We start from the raw sequence: 15,026 nt of genomic DNA, 5'->3' as shown, positions 1-15,026 counted from the left end.
GCGACCACGAGGGCAGGGTGCACCTGTGCGGCTGGGATCCGGCGGGCTACTTCGCCGCCGGGCCGGCCGGGTCCGGCGACGGTGTCGGGGCGCCCTCGTAGACTCGCCGGATGACTTCCCCCAGCGACACGCTCGCCGAGACTCCGCTGGGCGTGCTCCGGCGGGTCTTCGGCTACGACGCCTTCCGGGGCGAGCAGCAGGAGATCATCGACCACGTGGTCGGCGGCGGCGACGCCCTGGTCCTCATGCCCACCGGCGGTGGCAAGTCGCTGTGCTACCAGATCCCCGCGCTGGTGCGCGACGGCGTCGCGGTGGTCGTCTCCCCGCTGATCGCCCTCATGCAGGACCAGGTGGACGCGCTCACCGCCGTCGGGGCGCGGGCCGGCTTCCTCAACTCCACCCTCGACCCCGACGCTCGCCGCCTCGTCGAGGCCCAGTTCGTCGCCGGTGAGCTGGACCTGCTCTACCTCGCCCCCGAGGCCCTGGGCAGCGGGGGCACGCTGCGGCTGCTCGACCGGGGCCGCATCGCGCTGTTCGCCATCGACGAGGCGCACTGCGTGGCGCAGTGGGGTCACGACTTCCGCCCCGACTATCTCGCGCTGTCGATGCTGCACGAGCGTTGGCCCGACGTGCCGCGCATCGCGCTGACCGCCACGGCCACCGCCGAGACCGCGAAGGAGATCGCCACCCGGCTGGATCTCACGGCGGCCCGGCACTTCGTGGCCAGCTTCGACCGGCCCAACATCCAGTACCGGATCGTGGCCAAGCGGGAGCCCCGCAAGCAACTGCTCGACCTGATCCGCGCCGAGCACCCCGGCGACGCCGGCATCGTCTACTGCCTCTCCCGCGCCTCCGTCGACAAGACCGCCGAGTTCCTCGTCGCCAACGGCGTCGCCGCGCTGCCCTACCACGCGGGGCTGGACGCGGCCACCCGCGCCACGAACCAGAAGCGGTTCCTGCGTGAGGACGGCCTGGTCATGGTGGCCACCATCGCGTTCGGCATGGGCATCGACAAGCCCGACGTGCGGTTCGTCGCCCACCTCGACCTGCCCCGCTCCGTGGAGGGCTACTACCAGGAGACCGGCCGCGCCGGCCGCGACGGCCTGCCGTCGACGGCCTGGCTGGCGTACGGGCTGCAGGACGTCGTGCAGCAGCGCAAGATGATCGACTCCTCGGAGGGCGACGCGGCGCACCGGCGGGTGCTCGCCGCCCACCTCGACGCCATGCTCGCCCTCTGCGAGACCGTCGAGTGCCGGCGGGTGCGGCTGCTCAGCTACTTCGGGCAGGCCAGCGGGCCGTGCGGCAACTGCGACACCTGCCTGGAGCCGCCGGAGTCGTGGGACGGCACGATCGCCGCCCAGAAGCTGCTGTCGACGGTGCTGCGGCTGCACCGCGAACGCAACCAGAAGTTCGGCGCGGGCCAGTGCATCGACATCCTGCTCGGCCGGCGCACCGAGAAGGTCGTCCAGCACCGCCACGACGTGCTGTCCGTGTTCGGCATCGGCGAGGAGCTGAGCGAGGCCGAGTGGCGGGGCGTCGTGCGGCAGCTGCTCGCCCAGGGCCTGCTCGCCGTCGAGGGCGACTACGGCACCCTCGTGCTCACCGACGCGAGCGCCGAGGTGCTGGGCCGCCGCCGGCAGGTGCCGATGCGCCGCGAGACCGTGCGGCCGCCGAAGGCGCGGTCGGCGGCGAAGACCCGCCCCGGGGCGGCGGCCGTCGTCGAGCTGCCCGCCGGGGCCGAGCCCGTGTTCGAGCGGCTGCGCGCCTGGCGGGCGGCCACCGCCAAGGAGCAGGGCGTCCCCGCGTACGTGGTGTTCCACGACGCCACGCTGCGCCAGATCGCCGCCGACCCGCCGTCGACGCTGGACGAGCTGGCCCGGGTCAACGGCGTCGGCGAGGCCAAGCTCGCCCGCTACGGCGAGCAGCTCCTCGCCGCCCTGGGCGAGTAGGGGAGGGCGCCCGGGTTCTGCTGTCGGCAGATCCGCTGGGGGTGAACACCCGTCGCGGCCGGGCCGCCGCCCGGGGCAGGGTGGGACGATGAGACTCCTGGTGCTGGGCGGGACGGGCTTCGTGGGCGGGGCGACGGTAGCCGAGGCGGTGCGCCGCGGCTGGTCGGTGACGGTGTTCAACCGGGGGGTGAGCGGCGCGCTGCCGGCGGGCGTACACCGGTTGCGGGGGGACCGGGACGCGCCCGGCGGCCTCGCCGCGCTGGCCGACGGCGAGTGGGACCTCGTCGTCGACACCTGGGACGGCGCGCCCCGCGCGGTCCGCGACGCCGCCCGCGCCCTGCGCGAGCGGGCCGGCTGGTTCGGGTACGTCTCCAGCGGTTCCGTCTACGCCCGGCCGGTTCCGCCCGGCGTCGGCGAGGACGCGCCCACCGTCGCCGCCGAGCCCGACGCCGTCGACGGCTCCTACGCGCAGTTCAAGGCCGGCGGGGAACGGGCCGCCGCGGCGGTGTTCGGCGACCGGGCGCTGCTGGCCCGCGCCGGGCTGATCCTCGGCCCCGGGGAGGACATCGGCCGGCTGCCCTGGTGGCTGCACCGGGTCGCCCGGGGCGGCGAGGTGCTCGCCCCCGGCCCCGTCGACCTGCCCCTGCAGTACGTCGACGTCCGCGACCTGGCGGCGTGGCTGCTGGACCGGGGCGTGGCGGGCGACGGCGGGGCGTACAACGTGCTGTCGCGGACCGGGCACGCGACGATGGGTGAGCTGCTCGACGCCTGCGTCGCCGCCACCGGCTCGGCCGCCCGGCTGCGCTGGACCGACCCGGACACGATCCTCGCCGCCGGGGTGGAACCGTGGAACGACCTGCCGATCTGGGTCCCCCTCGGGCACGAGTACCGCTGGTTGCAGGAGCGCGGCGTGCAGCGGGCGCACGCGACGGGGCTGACCTGCCGGCCGGTGGCCGAGACCGTCGCCGACACCTGGGCCTGGCTGCGCGCGGTCGGTGGCGTGCCGCCGCGCGCCGGCCGCCCGGCCCGCCCGCCGGTGGGCCTGGACCCGCAGCGGGAGGCCGCCCTGCTCGCCGCCGCCGGCTGACCACGGAGGCCGCCGGACGGATCGCCGTCCGGCGGCGCGCCGGAGGCGGCCCATGCGTCGTCTACCGCCGAGCGGGTTCCCACCACGCCAGATTGGCGGCGACCTGGGCCGTCGGCTCGATGATCTCCCACCCCTCGGCGATCAGCCCGGCGTCGATCCGCCAGATGTCGACGACCGCGATCTCCGGCCCCGCATCGGGAAGCCACCGCCGCGAGTACACCACGACGTGATCGCCATCGGCGAGCACCTGATGAATCTCGACCTGCATGCCGACGAGCGGCACCAGCGCGGCGCGGACGGCGGCGAGCCATTCCCTCCTGGTCGACTTCACGAAGCCCGGTCTGTGGTGGACGAAGTCGTCGCTCAGGAACTGGGCGAGCGCGTCGACGTCGCCCGTCTCGACCAGCCCGGCGAGCGCCCGCTGGACGATGCTCTTGTTCTGCGCACTGTTGTTCTGTGTGGTCATGGACGCAGTGTTTCCGTGGTCGCTCCGGTTGTCGATGAAATCGGATTTCATGGCGTCCGGCGCGACGACGCGTACGCTTGGCGATCGTGCACACGGTCGGGGATCTCCTGCGGCAGTGGCGGCGACGCCGGGGACTGAGCCAACTGGATCTCGCGATCGCTGCCGACGTCTCGGCTCGCCACGTCAGCCTCGTCGAAACGGGCAGGTCCAAGCCGAGCGCCGGCATGATCCTCCGCCTCGCGGACCAGCTCCACGTGCCGCTGCGCGACCGCAACCGGCTCCTGCTCGCCGGGGGCTTCGCACCCCGGTACGCCGAGCGTCCCCTCGACGACGGCGCGCTGTCGGCGGCCCGCGACGCGGTCCGGCGGGTGCTCCGCGCGCACGAGCCGTATCCGGCGGTGGTCTTCGACCGCCGGTGGAACATCGTGCTGGCCAACCGCGCCGTCGATCCGTTCTTCGCGCAGGTGGACCCCGACCTGCTGCGACCGCCGGTCAACCTGGTGCGGCTGGGGCTGGACCCGCGCGGCTTCGCCCGCATGGTCGTGAACCTGGCCGACGTGCGCGCGGTGTTCCGTGCCCGGATCTCCCGCCAGCTCGCCGTCGCCCCCGACCCTGAAGTCGCCGCACTCTACGAGGAGCTGCTGGCAACCGCACCCGAGGACGCGTCGAGCCAACGGATCGACACCGACGTCGTGATTCCGATGATCCTGCGCATCGGCGGACGGGAGCTGCGGCTGTTCTCGACCATCACCACATTCGGCACGCCGATGGACGTCACGATCGACGAGATCGCGATCGAGTCCTACTATCCGGCGGATGCGGAAAGCGCCGCCTACTTTGCGGATCAGCGCCGCCCCGTGGTTGACACGCGGGACTTCCCCGGTCAATCGTTGCATTGATGAGGGTCGTTTTGAGTTCGGATTGCACCGGGCTCCGGTCCCTTCCCCGAACGCCCTACCGGGAGGACGCCATGCGCAGCTCCGTCAAGCCCGCCGCCGCAGGTCTCGTCGCAGCCCTGGTCGCCACGCTGGCCGTGGCGCTGCCGGCGTCGCCCGCAGCCGCCGGTGAGCCGTTCCAGAGCCCCGACACGGGCCTGGTCTTCTATTCGAGCTACCCGACCGAGATCGTCGGCAGGCCGCCCCTGACGGCGTCTGTCGTCCGGTCCCGGCCGACGCGACCTGGATGCTCGCCTGGAGCGGCGGCTTCGGCAGTGTCCCCGGCTACCAGACCCCCGACTGCAGCGGCCAGGCGTCCGAGCTGAACAACTTCCACAGTTGGCCGGAGGGCCGCTACCTCTCGTACCGGGCCGGCTGACCGGTGCTTCCGGTGGTCGTTCGTCCCGGTGGTCCTCTGCGGCGCGACGATCTGGAATGCTTCGGCCATGCCTTCCCTGCCGCCCACCTTCGCCGAACAGGTCATCGCACAGCCGGCCCGTGCCCAGTTCGAGGCGTTCATCGACGAGCACCGCAGTGCGCTCAACCACTGCCTGGACGGGCTGACGGAGGAACAGGCGCGCCGGTCGCTGGTGTCGTCCCGGACGACGCTGCTGGGCCTGGTGAAGCACGCGACCTTCGTCGAGAGGGTCTGGTTCGACGAGGCCATCACGTGCCGGCCGCGCGTCGAGCTCGGCCTCCCCGCGGCCTCGGAGGACTCGTTCCTCCTCGACGACGGTGACACGATCGCCAGCGTCCAGCAGGCGCACCGCGAAGCCTGCGACGCGGCCCGCCGGGCGACGTCGTCCCTGGACCTGGACGACATCCTGCGTGGCAACCGGCGGGGCCCGCTGCCGCTGCGGTGGGTCTATCTGCACGTGCTGCGCGAACTCGCCCAGCACTGCGGGCACGCCGACATCCTCCGGGAGCAGATCCTCGACGAGTAGTGCGCGGAAGTCCGCCTCCGCCGCCTCGAGCCGGTGTCAGTGTGAGCGGGGACAAGCGCAGCGCGTGTCCCCGGGCGGCCACGAGACCTCACGCAACGCCGCAGAGCGGAGACCGGGGCAGATCTTGGTACGAAACAGCCCCCAGAGGGGCCATTTCGTACCAAGATCTCTGAACTCGCGAGCGTTTCGGGTTCCTCGGCCGGGGCCGCGACCTGCGCGGGAGGCCGGAGGGGCCGGAGCCGCCGGAGATCGTCAAGCGGTTCCTGTGGTTCCTGCCGCTGCGCGACGCCGAGGCTCGCGCGATCGCCCTGCTGATGCGCTGCCTGCGGAGGTGCTGATGGGCCGTCCGCACCTGCCGATGCGCCCGGCCTGGCTGTGCCGGTCGTGCGCCGCGCCCTGGCCGTGCCAGCCGGCCCGCGCGTCGCCGCCGACGGCGTAGCCACCTCTGGGCACCCGCCGGCGGCGTACACCCAACGGTGGTCGGCGGGTAGCGGGCCCCCCCACCCACCGCCGCCCCCCCGCCGCACCCGTGGCGGGGCTGGTCCCGGTGACCCCGCCACGGGCGCTGTTGCGCCACGGACCGGGGCCCGCCGCAGGCCGACTCCGCAACGTCAGCCGCCGGCGGCGGGGCCCCGGTCCGGGCGGTCAGGGGTGGGTGCCGATCTGGTCGGCCTCGCCCTCGCCGATGCCGTACTCCCGCTCGGCGGGCGGGATGCCGTAGAAGCAGACGCTGTCGATCTGCCCGGCGGTCTCGTTGGCCACCGACGAGCCGAAGCTGACGTAGCGGTAGCCCCGGTCGGACTTGTAGCCGTCGATCCCGGCCTCGGTGACCTTCATGCTGATCCGGTTGTTCCAGCCCCGCACGTAGTCGACCATCTTGTACGGGTTGCGCTCGCCTCCGCCGTCCGCGCCCCGCTTCAGGTACGTCGAGCTGTAGCAGTGCACCGTGACCACGTCCGGCTGGTACGGGCCGGAGAGCATCCCGCCCAGCCCGTCGCCGGTGTCCCGCACGAACGCGTCGAACCAGCTGCCGGAGCTGCCGAAGGTGAAGCCGCTGCCGTCACCGGCCCACCGGCCGGCCGGCATGTTGACCGCCCAGAGCAGGTTGCCCCGGTCCTGCGACGGCTTGTTGTCGCGGATCGTCGCCAGCCGGTTCCACCGGGCCAGCCACGGGTTGTTCGGCTGGTGCCAGTCCGGCTCGTTGCCGATCTCCCAGACGAACAGCGTGTTCGGGTGCGCGTCGATGTAGGGCAGCATCAGGCTGAGCTGGTGGCGGGCCAGGTTCGGGTCCGGGTCCTCCGACGACTGGATGATCATTTCGGTGAGCCCGGTGCCGCGCAGCGAGTCGAGCTGCGCGTCGCTGAACCGCCGGTTGTACGGGTCGCCCCAGAACATCGAGATCCGGGCGGTCTGCGGGCGCATCCGGCGCAGGATGTCGACCTTGCGGCTGAAGTCGATGTTGTTGCTGGCGTCGCCCGGCGAGACGACGGCCCCCCACTTCATGTAGTAGGCGGCCGAGGCGGGCCGGGCGTCGCCGAGGACGCCGCCGACGGTCAGCGCGGCGGCGGACGCCCCGACGCCGCCGAGGAAGCCGCGCCGGGACAGCCCCGGGCGGTCCCCGGCGGGGATGGAACGGTCGGTCATGGTGGAGCCTCCCCAGGTCCGGTGGGCACGGCACGCGCCCGCCGCCCACCCTCCCCGGTGGACGCCTCGCCGGCCCTCTCAACCTGCTCTCACCCCGCTCACGCGAGCGCGGCGGCGGCTCTCACCCCGCCCGCACCTCGCCCAGCAGGCGCAGCGCCCGCTCCCGTTCGCCGTCCTCGCCGTGCTCGCGGCACAGGGCGAGGCAGTAGCGCAGCGCCGACCGGGCCGCCGGCAACCGGCCCAGCGCCAGGTACGCCGCGCCGAGGCGGCGCAGCGCGATCAGCTCGCCGATGCCGTCGCCGACCTCCCGGGCCCCCGCGACCGCCTCCGTCAGCTCGGCCACCGCCCGCTCGTGCGCGCCCGTGCGCAGGTGCAGCTCCCCCAGGTGCCCCAGGGAGATCGCCTCGCCCCGCCGGTAGCCCAGCTCCCGGCACAGCCCGAGGGCCCGCCCCAGCAGGGCCTCGGCGTCGGCGTCCGCGCCGCGCCCGCCGAGCACCAGGGCCAGGCTCGTCGACGTGTACGCCTCCCCGAACCGGTCGCCCAGCTCCCCGAAGATGGCCAGCGCCTGCCGGAACGCCGCCTCCGCCGGCCCGGGCCGCCCGGCCACCCGGTGCGCCGCGCCGACACCGAACAGCACCTGCGCCTGGCCGGCGCGGTCGCCGAGTTCCACCGTGATCGCCTTCGCCCGGCTCAGCGCGGCCATCGCCTCGGCGTCGCGCCCCCGCAGCCGGTAGGCGGTGCCCGCCGCGCGCAGCGCCAGCGCCTGCCCCCTGCGCTCGCCGAGCCGGTCGAACCCGGCCAGCGCCGCGTCGAAGCAGGCCAGCGCGTCGTCGAGGCGGTCCAGGTTGAGGTGCCGCTCGCCGAGGGACCGCAGCAGCCAGGCCCGGCCCGCTTCGGCGCCGGCGGCCACGCAGGCGTCCAGGGCCGCCGTCGTCGCGCCCGCCCAGTCGTCGAGGTGTTCGCGCAGCTCGAACAGCCGGCCCAGGGTGTTGGCGAGGTTCCACGCCGGCTCGACCAGACCGGCCGCCGCCGCCCGCCGCACCGTCGCCACCAGCATCCGCCGCGACGCCTCGAACCAGGCCACCGGGTCGCCGAGCACGGCGTCGCGTTCGGCGGCCGTCCACCGCGACCAGCGCGGGGCGGCGCCGGCCACGCCCCGCCGGAAACCCCCGCCGGTACGCCGGTACGCCTCGTCGGCCAGCGTCAGCCACCCGCCGGTGAGCCGCCCCAGCGCGGTCGTGCGCTCACCGGGCGCGCCGTCGGCGTCCAGCAGTTCCCGCGCGTACGCCCGAACCAGGTCGTGCAGCCGGTAGCCGCCGCCGTCGGCGTCCACCAGGCGGGCCTCGACCAGCCGCTCGGTCAGCTCCTCGCCCTCGGCCGGCGACCGGTCCAGCAGCGCGGCGGCGGCCCAGCCCGGCACCCGGGGCAGGTCCACCCCGCCGAGCAGCCGCAGCAGCCGCCGCTCGGTCGGGTCCAGCTCGTGGTAGCTGGTGGCGAGGCTGGAGCGCACCGCCAGGTCGCCGGTGCGCAGCACGTCGAGGCGGGCCCGCTCGTCGGCGAGCTGCCCGGCCAGCTTCGCCACCGGCCAGTGCGGCCGGGCGGCCAGCCGCGCCCCGGCGATCCGGATGGCCAGCGGCAGGTACCCGCAGCGTTCGGCCACCCGCACGCAGTCGGCGTGCTCGGCGGCCACCCGGTCGGCGCCGATCGCGTGCCGCAACAGGTCCACCGCCTCGTCGGCGGCGAACACGCCCAGGTCGACGTGGTGCGCGCCGGGCAGGGCGGTGAGCCGGCGGCGGGCGGTCACCAGCACCGCGCAGCCGGGCTCGGCCGGCAGCAGCGGCCGGAGCTGGTTCTCCCCGGCGGCGTTGTCCAGCACCACGAGCAGCCGTCGCCCAGCCGTGCGGGCCCGGAACAGCGCCGCCCGTTCGTCGGTGTCGGCCGGCACCGCCCGGGGGTCCTCGCCGAGGGCGTGCAGGAACCGGCCCAGCACCGTCGACGGGTCGTGCGGCTCGCCGCCGCCGCGCAGGTCCACGAAGAGCTGACCGTCGCCGAACCGGTCCCGCACCAGGTGCGCGACGCGTACCGCGAGGGTGGTCTTGCCGCTGCCAGCCGCGCCGGACACGACCACGACGGGCGGCGCGGCCGGCTGCCCGGCGTCCGTGGCGGGGCCGTCGGCTGGCGGAGCCAGCAGCGCGGCCAGCCGGGCCGCGAGGTCGTGCCGGCCGACGAAGTCGGCGGCGTCCATCGGCAACTGGGCCGCCGGGCGCGCGGGCGGCGGCGCCGCCGGGGCGGGCTCGGCGGCGTCCAGCAGGGGGTCGCCGTCGAGGATGCGCCGGTGCAGCTCCCGCAGCCCCCGGCCGGGCTCCAGGCCCAGCTCCGCCACGGTCGCCGCCCGGCCCCGCCGGTACGTCTCCAACGCCTCGGCCCGCCGGCCGGTGCGGTGCAGCGCGAGCATCAGCCGCTCCCGCAGCTCCTCCCGCAGCGGCTCGGCGTCGACCATCCGGTGCAGGGCGGGGATCAGCTCGGCGTGCCGGCCGAGGGCGAACTCGACGTCCACCCGGTCCCGCTCCACGGCCAGGCGCAGCTCGGTCAGCTCCGCCACTGCGGCGGGGAACCCGGCGGCGTGCGGGTCGCCCGGCAGGCGCACGTCGGCCAGGACCGGGCCGCGCCACAGCGCCAGCGCCTCGCCGTAGCGGCGGGCCGCCTCGGCCGCCCGGCCCGCCCGGGCCAGCGCGGCGGCCTCGGTGGCGCGGGCGGTGAACACGCGCGCGTCGAGGTCGGCGTCGGCGACGGTGAGCCGGTACCCGCCGGGGCGGGTGGTGATGGCGTCGCCGAGCACCCCGCGCAGCCGCCAGATCAGCGTCTGCACCTGCCCGACGGCCGTGTCCGGCGGCGCGTCGCCCCACAGCGCGCCGAGGAGCTGGTCCAGCCCGGTGTCCCGGCCGGCGTTGACCAGCAGGACGGCCAGCAGCGCCCGCTGCTTGCCGCTGCGCGGGGTGACCGTCCGCCCGGCCACGGCCACCTCGAGCGGCCCGAGTATCGCGAAGCTGGCCATCGGCCGGCACCGTACCACCGTGCGCACAGGCGGGGGCGGGGGTCGCCGGCGTGCGGCGCGCACCCCGGCGACCGTCGCCTCACGCTTGGCCGACCGGCACGTCCAGCACCTCGTCGACGCTGCGGCGGGGGGTCGGCGAGCCGGGCTGGCCGTACCCGATCCGCATCACCATCTGCGGGGTGCCGAACCGGCCCAGGGACAGCCGCAGCGCCTCCCGCGCCCCCGGCACCTCGATCGGCTGGGACATCATCGACACGCCCAGCCCGGCGTCGGTGGCGGTGAGCAGCACCCGCTGCAGGGCCTGCCCGGCCACCACCTGGTCGGTGGTGGTGTTGCCGGCCGTGCCGAGCACCGCCACCAGCGGCTCCGGCTCGAAGTCCCGGCCCGGCGCCCGGCTGCGCCCGCCGAAGCCCCGGCTGGGCAGCAGGTCCTGCGGCTCGCCCAGCGGGCCGCCCGCGCCGGCCGGCACCCCGTCGGGCGCGGGCGCGCTGCGCACCCACTCGGCCAGCTCGGCCCGGTAGGCGGGGTCGCGCTCCAGCACCCGGTTGGCGCTGCGGGCGACCTCGGCGAACGCGTTCACCGCGCTCACCCCGATCACCATCTCCAGCCAGCCCTGCTCGGCGCGGGCCGCCTCGCCGAGCCGCCACCGCACGTCGGCCGGCACCGGATCGGGCCAGAACGGGGCCCGGTTGCTGAACCGGTGCGGGATGACGCCGTACAGCATCTGCTCGGTCGGCGTGGGGCGGCGCGGCACGTCCGGGACCAGCCGGGCCAGCACGTCGGGCTCCGTCGGGTACGGGCGCAGCCGCACCGTCGCCGGGGTGCCCGCGACGGCGAGCGCCAGCCGCAGGTTGAACAGGGCCGCCCCGCAGGCGATCCGGGCGCCCCAGCCGCTCGGGTCGGTCGCCGGCAGCCGGCGACCGCGGTCCAGCAGCACCTCGATCCCGCCGTCGCGCAGCCGGAACCGCCACGGCTGGCTGTTGTGCAGCGAGGGCGCCCGCACGGCGTCGGTGGCGGCGGTCCTGAGCTGCTCGACGGTGAAGCCGGTCTCCATCATGATCCCCTCCCGTGGCAGTCGTGCCGCCCCGTCTGGTCCTCCTCCACGGTGCGTGACCAGGGCGGTCGGCGGGCAGGGCCGGACGTCCCGTCTGCGCCGGGACCCCCAGCCCACCGCCGCGCGGCGGCGGTAGGGACCTTCGGCCCGTGCGGGCACCCGGCCCGAGGGGGTAGAAACGAGGGATGATCCGGGTGTTCCTGCTCGACGACCACGAGGTCGTCCGTCGTGGCCTTGCCGACCTGCTCACCAACAGCGGCGACATCGAGGTGGTGGGGGAGTCGGGCTCCGCCCAGGAGGCGGCCCGCCGCATCCCCGCGCTGCGGCCCGACGTGGCGATCCTCGACGCCCGGCTGCCCGACGGCAACGGCATCGACGTGTGCCGCGACATCCGCGCCGTCGACTCGTCGATCAAGGGCCTGATCCTCACCTCGTACGAGGACGACGAGGCGCTGTTCGCGGCCATCATGGCCGGCGCGTCCGGTTACGTGCTCAAGCAGATCCGCGGCACCGACCTGGTCGACGCGGTGCGCCGGGTCGCCGCCGGCCAGTCCCTGCTCGACCCGGCGATCACCACCCGGGTGCTGGAGCGCATCCGCAGCGGCGTGGAGCAGCCCCGCGAGCTGAAGACCCTCACCGAGCAGGAACGGCGCATCCTGGAATACGTCGCCGAGGGCCTGACCAACCGGGAGATCGCCGGCAAGATGTTCCTCGCCGAGAAGACGGTGAAGAACTACGTCTCCAGCGTGCTGGCCAAGCTGGGCCTGGAGCGGCGCACCCAGGCGGCCGTCCTGGCGACCCGCCTCCTCGGCAAGGCGCACTGACCGGCCGCCGGCACTGTCGGGTCACCCGGCGCGCCGAGCCGGCCGTCACGCCAGCCCGGTCGTCGTGCCGGGCCGGCCGTCGCGCCGGGCCAGCCCGTCGTCGTGCCGGGTCAGTCGTCGCGCAGCGGGGCCGTCCAGCGCAGCTCGGTGCCGTGGGGCGTCACCGGGCGCACCTCGAACTCGCCGCCGTGGCGTTCGGCGCGCTCGCGCAGGTTGACCAGGCCGCCCCGCGCGGCAGCCGGGTCGCAGCCCTTGCCGTCGTCGGCGACCGTGACCGTCACCCAGCCGCCCTCCACCCGCACGCCCACCGCGACCCGGCTCGCCTCGGCGTGGCGTACGGCGTTGGACAGCGCCTCGCGGAGCACGGCCGTGAGGTCGGGGCGGACCGGCTCGGGAACGGCGCTGTCGATCGGGCCGGTCAGCTCCAGCGACGGCCGGAAGCCCAGCGACCCGGCGGCCACGTCGACCGCCTCGCGGATCTCGGTGCGCAGCGCCGCGCTCATCGGGGTGCGCAGCTCGAAGATCGTGCGGCGGATGTCGCGGATCGTGGCGTCGAGGTCGTCGACGGCGGCGTTGATCCGCTTGGCCACCTCGGGGCGGGCGTTCATCGCGCCGCTCTGCAACTGCAGGCCGGTGGCGAACAGCCGCTGGATGACCACGTCGTGCAGGTCCCGGGCGATGCGCTCGCGGTCCTCCAGGACCACCAGCAGCTCCCGCTCCTCCTGCCCCCGGGCCCGCTCCATGGCCAGCGCCGCCTGCCCGGCGAAGCTGCCGAGCAGCGCCACGTCGTCGTCGGTGGCCCCGCCCCGGTCGGGCGGGTAGGCGATCACCAGGACGCCGTGCAGCGTGTCGGCGGCGGCCAGCGGCGAGACCACCGCCGGCCCGGCGGTCACTGGTGTCGGCCAGGGCGCGGCCTCGGCCAGGTTCTCCACCAGCGTGTGCCGCCGCTCGGTGACCGACTCGGCGAAGCTGGTCTCGCCGGCCGGCAGCACCGCGCCCACCAGCCCCCGGACCGGCTCGCCGGCCCCGTCGGCCGGCCCCCGGGCCGGCCTGTCGGCGGCGTCGACCACCTCGACGGTGAACTGGCCGGCGTCCTCGTCGTAGAGCAGCACGACGGCCAGTTCCGCCTCGGCGACCTCCCGGGCCCGCCGGGCCACCAGCGCCAGCGCGTCGGTGCGCCGCACCTCGCCCAGCAGCACCGAGGTGATCTCGGCGGTGGCCGCCAGCCAGCGCTCCCGGCGATGGGCCAGCGCATACAGCCGGGCGTTCTCGATCGCCACGCCGGCCGCGGCGGCCAGCGCCACCACGATCTCCTCGTCGTCCTCGGTGAACTCGGCCGCGCCCTGCTTCTCGGCCAGGTAGAGGTTGCCGAAGACCTGCTCGCGGATGCGCACCGGCACCCCGAGGAAGCTGTGCATCGGCGGGTGGTGCGGCGGGAAACCGTAGGACTTGGGGTGCTTGGTGATGTCGGGCATCCGCACCGGGCGGGGCTCGTCGATGAGCAGGCCGAGCACGCCCCGCCCGTGCGGCAGGTCGCCGATCTTCGCGTGCAGCTCGGCGTCGATGCCGTGGGTGATGAAGTCGTGCAGCAGCCGGTCGGGGCCGATCACCCCGAGCGCGCCGTACTTCGCGCCGACCAGCTCGCACGCCGCCGCCACGATCCGCTGCAGCGTGCTGCGCAGGTCGAGATCGGTGCCGATGCCGACCACCGCGTCGAGCAGGGCCCGCAGCCGCTCCCGGCTGGTGACCACCTCGCCGACGCGGTCCAGCATCTCCTGGAGCAGTTCGTCGAGGCGGACCCGCGACAGCGGGCTCAACCCCAGCGACGGCGCGACCGGCTCATGCCTCGGGTTCGGTGCGTTCACCCGGCGATGGTATCGCCCGGCGAACGCACCGGCCCAGCCTCGATCACCCGTGCGGTCGCCTGATCACGCGCCCTGCCCGCGCACCGCGGACGTGTCGACGATCTGCTCGGTGGGCAGCCGGGGGGTGTGCGGCGGGCCGGCGTGCGCCGGGTCCGCGATGCCCATCCGCAGCACCAGGTACGGGTATCCGAGGCCGGCGAGGACCTGCCGCAGGGTCTGCCGGGTGCCCTCCACCTCGACGACGCCCGACAGCGGCACCATCGACACGCCCAGCCGGGTCGCCGTCAGCCACCCCGCCGACAGCGCCTCCCCGGCCCGCAGCCAGCTGTCCGGCTCGTCCTCGTCGCCGAAGAGCACCCCGTACGCCGCCGCCCGGTCGTGGCCCGGCCCGATCGGCAGGGTGCCCGGGCGGCCGAAGTCCCGCCCTGGCACGGTGGTCTGCTGCGCCTGCTCGGGCAGCACCTCCGGCGGCAGGCCCGTGCCGGTGCCCACCCGGCTCGTCCAGTACTCCAGCTCCTCGCGCTGCCCCGAGTCCTCCGCCTCCACATTCGCGGCGTGCGAGGCCGCCGCGGCCAGCTCCATCACCTGGTCGGAGTTGAGCACCTGGAACCGCGCGCCCTCGGCGGCGACCGCCGCGGCGATGTCGCCGAGCGCGGCCGTCGACACCGGCTCGTCGCCGACCGGGCGGCGGTCGGTGTGCCGCACCTGCATGCACTGCACCACCCGCATGGCGTCGGGGTCGGCCTCGACGCGCTTGAGGTCGCCGACCCGCGCCAGCAGCTCCGCATCGCCCGGGTCGGGCAGCCGCTCCACCACGAACGCCCAGCCCTCGGCGGCGAGGGCCACCCGGGCGTGGTGCAGCGCCGCGCCACAGCTCAGCGCCGACAGCCGCCCCTCCGGGTCGGTGGCGGCGAGCTGACGGTCCCGCACCACGCGCAGCTCCAGCGCGTCGGGCAGCACCCGCCAGCGCCACGGCTGGGTGTTGTGCACCGAGGGCGCGTGGCCGGCCGTCGCGGCGGCCTCCGCGAGCGCGGTGGTCAGCGGGCGGTCCGTCGCCGGCGTCTCGTGGCTCATCGTCACGACCTTTCGTCTCAGCCCATCGTGCCCCACCGCGCGGTGCCCCGGGCGGGGTTGCCGCTCCATCCTGCGGCACCGGCACCCCCGGACGCACGGTACGCAGGTCCCGTCCCGTCCGGGTAGTTC

The 15,026-nt window shown here is 75.3% G+C and carries 12 protein-coding genes; 6 read left to right on the top strand and 6 right to left on the bottom strand.

Annotated features, from left to right (window positions below):
• Window positions 1–110 precede the first annotated feature (110 nt).
• The gene (recQ, locus tag LPA42_RS28845) at window positions 111–1,949 is read left to right on the top strand and encodes a DNA helicase RecQ (RefSeq protein ID WP_077936884.1); all 1,839 of its coding nucleotides are present in this window, start codon (window positions 111–113) and stop codon (window positions 1,947–1,949) included.
• Between the two features lie 88 nt (window positions 1,950–2,037).
• The gene (locus LPA42_RS28840) at window positions 2,038–3,036 is read left to right on the top strand and encodes an NAD-dependent epimerase/dehydratase family protein (protein WP_077936885.1); all 999 of its coding nucleotides are present in this window, start codon (window positions 2,038–2,040) and stop codon (window positions 3,034–3,036) included.
• Between the two features lie 61 nt (window positions 3,037–3,097).
• Here LPA42_RS28840 and LPA42_RS28835 read toward each other — a convergent pair whose 3' ends face one another.
• Window positions 3,098–3,502, bottom strand: coding sequence for a nuclear transport factor 2 family protein (locus LPA42_RS28835; protein WP_228986998.1), 405 nt, complete (start codon window positions 3,500–3,502; stop codon window positions 3,098–3,100).
• 86 nt (window positions 3,503–3,588) lie between these two features.
• Here LPA42_RS28835 and LPA42_RS28830 point away from each other — a divergent pair, with 86 nt between their 5' ends.
• The 3 genes from LPA42_RS28830 to LPA42_RS28825 all read left to right on the top strand — a co-directional run bounded on the left by LPA42_RS28830 (window position 3,589) and on the right by LPA42_RS28825 (window position 5,381).
• On the top strand, window positions 3,589–4,401 hold the full coding sequence (locus tag LPA42_RS28830) for a helix-turn-helix domain-containing protein (RefSeq protein ID WP_077936903.1): 813 nt from the start codon (window positions 3,589–3,591) through the stop codon (window positions 4,399–4,401).
• A 283-nt stretch (window positions 4,402–4,684) separates the two neighbouring features.
• Window positions 4,685–4,816, top strand: coding sequence for a hypothetical protein (locus tag LPA42_RS34055; RefSeq protein ID WP_255378725.1), 132 nt, complete (start codon window positions 4,685–4,687; stop codon window positions 4,814–4,816).
• Between the two features lie 67 nt (window positions 4,817–4,883).
• Window positions 4,884–5,381, top strand: a complete 498-nt coding sequence (locus LPA42_RS28825; protein WP_077936887.1) for a DinB family protein — start codon at window positions 4,884–4,886, stop codon at window positions 5,379–5,381.
• Window positions 5,382–6,026: 645 nt separating this feature from the next.
• Here LPA42_RS28825 and LPA42_RS28820 read toward each other — a convergent pair.
• The 3 genes from LPA42_RS28820 to LPA42_RS28805 all read right to left on the bottom strand — a co-directional run bounded on the left by LPA42_RS28820 (window position 6,027) and on the right by LPA42_RS28805 (window position 11,134).
• Entirely contained in the window at window positions 6,027–7,025 is a 999-nt protein-coding gene (locus tag LPA42_RS28820; RefSeq protein WP_043962596.1) for a twin-arginine translocation signal domain-containing protein, read from the bottom strand.
• Window positions 7,026–7,146: 121 nt separating this feature from the next.
• Window positions 7,147–10,080: an AfsR/SARP family transcriptional regulator gene (locus LPA42_RS34250; protein WP_077936888.1), complete on the bottom strand. Its 2,934-nt coding sequence runs from the start codon at window positions 10,078–10,080 to the stop codon at window positions 7,147–7,149.
• Between the two features lie 79 nt (window positions 10,081–10,159).
• Window positions 10,160–11,134 carry a nitroreductase family protein gene (locus tag LPA42_RS28805; protein ID WP_077936889.1) on the bottom strand — a complete coding sequence of 325 codons (975 nt, stop codon included), beginning with the start codon at window positions 11,132–11,134 and terminating at the stop codon, window positions 10,160–10,162.
• A gap of 185 nt (window positions 11,135–11,319) precedes the next feature.
• Between LPA42_RS28805 and LPA42_RS28800 the strand changes: the two genes are divergently transcribed.
• The gene (locus LPA42_RS28800) at window positions 11,320–11,958 is read left to right on the top strand and encodes a response regulator transcription factor (RefSeq protein WP_043962597.1); all 639 of its coding nucleotides are present in this window, start codon (window positions 11,320–11,322) and stop codon (window positions 11,956–11,958) included.
• Between the two features lie 110 nt (window positions 11,959–12,068).
• Here LPA42_RS28800 and LPA42_RS28795 read toward each other — a convergent pair whose 3' ends face one another.
• Together LPA42_RS28795 and LPA42_RS28790 are read right to left on the bottom strand one after the other, a co-directional pair.
• Window positions 12,069–13,775, bottom strand: a complete 1,707-nt coding sequence (locus LPA42_RS28795; protein ID WP_077936890.1) for a GAF domain-containing sensor histidine kinase — start codon at window positions 13,773–13,775, stop codon at window positions 12,069–12,071.
• A gap of 111 nt (window positions 13,776–13,886) precedes the next feature.
• Window positions 13,887–14,897, bottom strand: a complete 1,011-nt coding sequence (locus LPA42_RS28790) for a nitroreductase (protein ID WP_077936891.1) — start codon at window positions 14,895–14,897, stop codon at window positions 13,887–13,889.
• Window positions 14,898–15,026 lie beyond the last annotated feature (129 nt).

This window comes from Micromonospora sp. DH13 (assembly GCF_020873825.1).
Lineage (GTDB): Bacteria > Actinomycetota > Actinomycetes > Mycobacteriales > Micromonosporaceae > Micromonospora > Micromonospora haikouensis.
Note: the sequence above shows the minus strand (reverse complement) of the source record. Positions and strands in the feature narration are given on the sequence as shown.

What these genes read in the sequence shown, in the direction of transcription:
- recQ (WP_077936884.1), top strand. Translation starts at nt 111, where the DNA reads ATGACTTCCCCCAGCGACACGCTCGCCGAGACTCCGCTGGGCGTGCTC.
- LPA42_RS28840 (WP_077936885.1), top strand. Translation starts at nt 2,038, where the DNA reads ATGAGACTCCTGGTGCTGGGCGGGACGGGCTTCGTGGGCGGGGCGACG.
- LPA42_RS28835 (WP_228986998.1), bottom strand. Translation starts at nt 3,502, where the DNA reads ATGACCACACAGAACAACAGTGCGCAGAACAAGAGCATCGTCCAGCGG.
- LPA42_RS34055 (WP_255378725.1), top strand. Translation starts at nt 4,685, where the DNA reads ATGCTCGCCTGGAGCGGCGGCTTCGGCAGTGTCCCCGGCTACCAGACC.
- LPA42_RS28825 (WP_077936887.1), top strand. Translation starts at nt 4,884, where the DNA reads ATGCCTTCCCTGCCGCCCACCTTCGCCGAACAGGTCATCGCACAGCCG.
- LPA42_RS28820 (WP_043962596.1), bottom strand. Translation starts at nt 7,025, where the DNA reads ATGACCGACCGTTCCATCCCCGCCGGGGACCGCCCGGGGCTGTCCCGG.
- LPA42_RS34250 (WP_077936888.1), bottom strand. Translation starts at nt 10,080, where the DNA reads ATGGCCAGCTTCGCGATACTCGGGCCGCTCGAGGTGGCCGTGGCCGGG.
- LPA42_RS28805 (WP_077936889.1), bottom strand. Translation starts at nt 11,134, where the DNA reads ATGGAGACCGGCTTCACCGTCGAGCAGCTCAGGACCGCCGCCACCGAC.
- LPA42_RS28800 (WP_043962597.1), top strand. Translation starts at nt 11,320, where the DNA reads ATGATCCGGGTGTTCCTGCTCGACGACCACGAGGTCGTCCGTCGTGGC.
- LPA42_RS28790 (WP_077936891.1), bottom strand. Translation starts at nt 14,897, where the DNA reads ATGAGCCACGAGACGCCGGCGACGGACCGCCCGCTGACCACCGCGCTC.